Source organism: Streptomyces anatolicus (genome assembly GCF_019400875.1).
GTDB classification, from domain to species: domain Bacteria; phylum Actinomycetota; class Actinomycetes; order Streptomycetales; family Streptomycetaceae; genus Streptomyces; species Streptomyces anatolicus.
The window spans coordinates 1-3,221 of sequence record NZ_WMBF01000628.1 but is presented as its reverse complement, the minus strand read 5'-3'; the positions used below and the strand labels follow the sequence as shown (position 1 = coordinate 3,221).

At 69.7% G+C, this 3,221-nt stretch carries 3 protein-coding genes; 1 reads left to right on the top strand and 2 read right to left on the bottom strand.

Features of this window, described 5'->3' with window-relative positions; translation table 11 throughout:
- A partial coding sequence (locus tag GKQ77_RS30585) for an RNA polymerase sigma factor (protein ID WP_372460029.1) occupies positions 1 to 781 on the top strand: 781 nt, incomplete at its 5' end.
- 102 nt (positions 782 to 883) lie between these two features.
- Here GKQ77_RS30585 and sucD read toward each other — a convergent pair.
- Positions 884 to 1,768: a succinate--CoA ligase subunit alpha gene (gene sucD, locus GKQ77_RS30580; RefSeq protein ID WP_219692371.1), complete on the bottom strand. Its 885-nt coding sequence runs from the start codon at positions 1,766 to 1,768 to the stop codon at positions 884 to 886.
- A 22-nt stretch (positions 1,769 to 1,790) separates the two neighbouring features.
- A complete protein-coding gene (sucC, locus tag GKQ77_RS30575) occupies positions 1,791 to 2,969 on the bottom strand; it encodes an ADP-forming succinate--CoA ligase subunit beta (RefSeq protein WP_219692370.1) in 1,179 nt (392 codons plus the stop codon).
- Positions 2,970 to 3,221: the final 252 nt, after the last annotated feature.

The window sequence follows — 3,221 nt, the reverse complement described above, 5'->3', positions numbered from 1 at the left end:
GGCCTTCGACGCCCTCTGCGCCCACACGGCCCCCGCCCTGGTCCGCCAGGCGTACGTGCTCACGGGGCGCCGCACCCTGGCGCAGGAAGCGGTGGAGCGCGCCTTTCAGCAGGCGTGGTACCGCTGGCCCGAGGTGGCCATGGACCGCGACCCCGGGGGCTGGGTCCGGGCCGCCGTGCACGAGTACGCGATGTCACCCTGGCACCGCTTCCGCCCCTCCCTGCGGCGCCCGGACGCCCCGCCCGCCGAACCGGCCGACCGCGCCTTCCTCGACGTACTCCTGAGCCTGTCGCCCGCCCAGCGCCGCACCCTGCTGCTCTACGACGGCGTCGGCCTCGACCTGCCCGAGACCGCGGCCGAGACGGAGGCGAGCACGCCCACCGCCGCCAACCGCCTGCTGTACGCGCGCGAGGCCATCGCCGAGCGGCTGCCCGACCTGGCGGAGCCCGAGACGCTGCACCGGCGCCTGGCCGCACTGGGCGGCGCGGAGAAGCTCCGGCCGCCGAAACCGGAACGGGTCAGGATCACCGGCGAGCACCGCGCCCGCGTCTGGACCCGCGCGGCCATTGCCTTCACCACCCTGATCATCGGCGCCACGGCCCTGACCCTGCGCACGGCCCCGACCCACTACGAGCCTCCGGAGGCCCCGGGCCGGGCCGTCACCGGCGTACCGCCCCTGATGGGCCCGGGCCCCCTCTCGTACGAGGAGGAGGAGCTGCGCGCGAAACTCCGCGGGGAAGTCCCGAGCGGCCCCCACCGCCTCATCCCCCAGGCGAAGTAGCGCCTGGGGCGGGCCGAAGTAACGCCTGGCGCGAGGCGTCTCCGGGGAACGAGAACGGGCCCGCACCTCACAAGAGGTGCGGGCCCGCTTTCGAAGGCTGGGTCAGCCGGCCAGGATGGCTCGCGCCAGCTTCGCCGTCTCGGTCGGCGTCTTGCCGACCTTGACGCCCGCAGCCTCAAGGGCCTCCTTCTTGGCGGCGGCCGTGCCGGAGGAGCCGGAGACGATGGCGCCGGCGTGGCCCATCGTCTTGCCCTCGGGCGCCGTGAAGCCGGCGACGTAGCCGACGACCGGCTTGGTCACGTTGGCCTTGATGTAGTCCGCCGCGCGCTCCTCGGCGTCGCCGCCGATCTCACCGATCATCACGATCAGGTCGGTGTCGGGGTCGGCCTCGAACGCCTCGAGGGCGTCGATGTGCGTCGTACCGATGACCGGGTCGCCACCGATGCCGACGGCCGACGAGAAGCCGATGTCACGCAGCTCGTACATCATCTGGTACGTCAGCGTGCCGGACTTCGAGACCAGGCCGATGCGGCCCGGCTTCGTGATGTCGCCCGGGATGATGCCGGCGTTCGACTGGCCCGGGGTGATGAGACCGGGGCAGTTCGGGCCGATGATGCGGGTCTTGTTGCCCTTCGACTTCGCGTACGCCCAGAAGGCGGCGGAGTCGTGGACGGCGATGCCCTCGGTGATGACGACGGCGAGGGGGATCTCGGCGTCGATCGCCTCGACGACGGCGGCCTTGGAGAAGGCCGGCGGCACGAAGAGGACGGAGACGTTGGCGCCCGTCTTCTCCATGGCCTCCTTGACGGAGCCGAAGACCGGGACCTCGGTGCCGTCGAAGTCGACGGACGTGCCGGCCTTGCGCGGGTTCACGCCGCCGACGATGTTGGTGCCGTCGCCCAGCATGAGCTTGGTGTGCTTCATGCCCGTGGCACCGGTCATGCCCTGGACGATGACCTTGCTGTCCTTGTTGAGGAAGATAGCCATGGTGGTGTCTTAACCTCTTCCCTTACTTCGCAGCCGCGAGCTCGGCGGCCTTGTCGGCCGCGCCGTCCATGGTGTCCACGCGCTGCACGAGCGGGTGGTTGGCGTCGCTCAGGATCTTGCGACCCAGCTCCGCGTTGTTGCCGTCGAGGCGCACGACCAGCGGCTTCTCGACCTTCTCGCCCTTGGAGGCGAGCAGTTCCAGGGCCTGCACGATGCCGTTGGCGACCTCGTCGCACGCGGTGATGCCACCGAAGACGTTGACGAAGACGGACTTGACGTCCGGGTCGCCGAGGATGATCTCCAGGCCGTTCGCCATGACCTCGGCGGAGGCGCCGCCACCGATGTCGAGGAAGTTGGCGGGCTTCACGCCGCCGTGCGCCTCACCGGCGTACGCGACGACGTCGAGGGTGCTCATGACGAGACCCGCGCCGTTGCCGATGATGCCGACCTCGCCGTCGAGCTTCACGTAGTTGAGGCCCTTGGCCTTGGCAGCAGCTTCGAGCGGGTTAGCTGCGTCCTTGTCCTCGAGCGCCTCGTGCTCCGGCTGGCGGAAGTCGGCGTTCTCGTCGAGCGAGACCTTGCCGTCCAGGGCCAGAATGCGGCCGTCCTTGGTCTTCACCAGCGGGTTGACCTCGACGAGGAGCGCGTCCTCGGCGACGAAGGTCTCCCACAGGGTCACCATGGCCTCGGCGACACCCTCGGCCACGTCGGCCGGGAACTTCGCCTGCGCGACGATCTCGCGGGCCTTCTCGATGGTGACACCCTCGTTGGAGTCGACCGGAACCTTGGCAAGCGCCTCGGGGGTCTTCTCGGCGACCTCCTCGATGTCCATGCCGCCCTGTACGGACGCCATGGCGAGGAAGGTGCGGTTGGTGCGGTCGAGGAGGTACGAGACGTAGTACTCGGCCTCGATCTCCGGGGACAGCTCGGCGATCATCACCTTGTGGACCGTGTGGCCCTTGATGTCCATGCCGAGGATGTCCGTCGCACGAGCGACGGCCTCGTCCGGGTTCGCCGCCAGCTTCACGCCGCCGGCCTTGCCGCGGCCACCGACCTTCACCTGCGCCTTGACGACCGACTTGCCGCCAAGACGCTCGGTGGCCTCGCGCGCCGCCTCAGGCGTGTCGATGACTTCACCGGCCAGCACCGGTACACCGTGCTTGGCGAAGAGGTCCCTCGCCTGGTACTCGAACAGGTCCACGCGCGTCCGTCCCTAATCCGTGATCTCGCTGCGATCTCGCTGCTTTGGTGTCAGCTGTCTGCGTGGGCGTGCCGCGGAGGGCAACGTGACTGCGCTGTCACAAGGGAGGCGTAGGACGGAGTCCAGTACGCGGCATGTCCGTCCCGCAGGTTATCGCCGTGGGGCGTGGGTCCCTAAATCGCAGATCACATTTGGGCGGTGATGACGGTCACAGAGCGGGGATCGCTGCCGCGAAGGCGCGGGGGCGGGAAC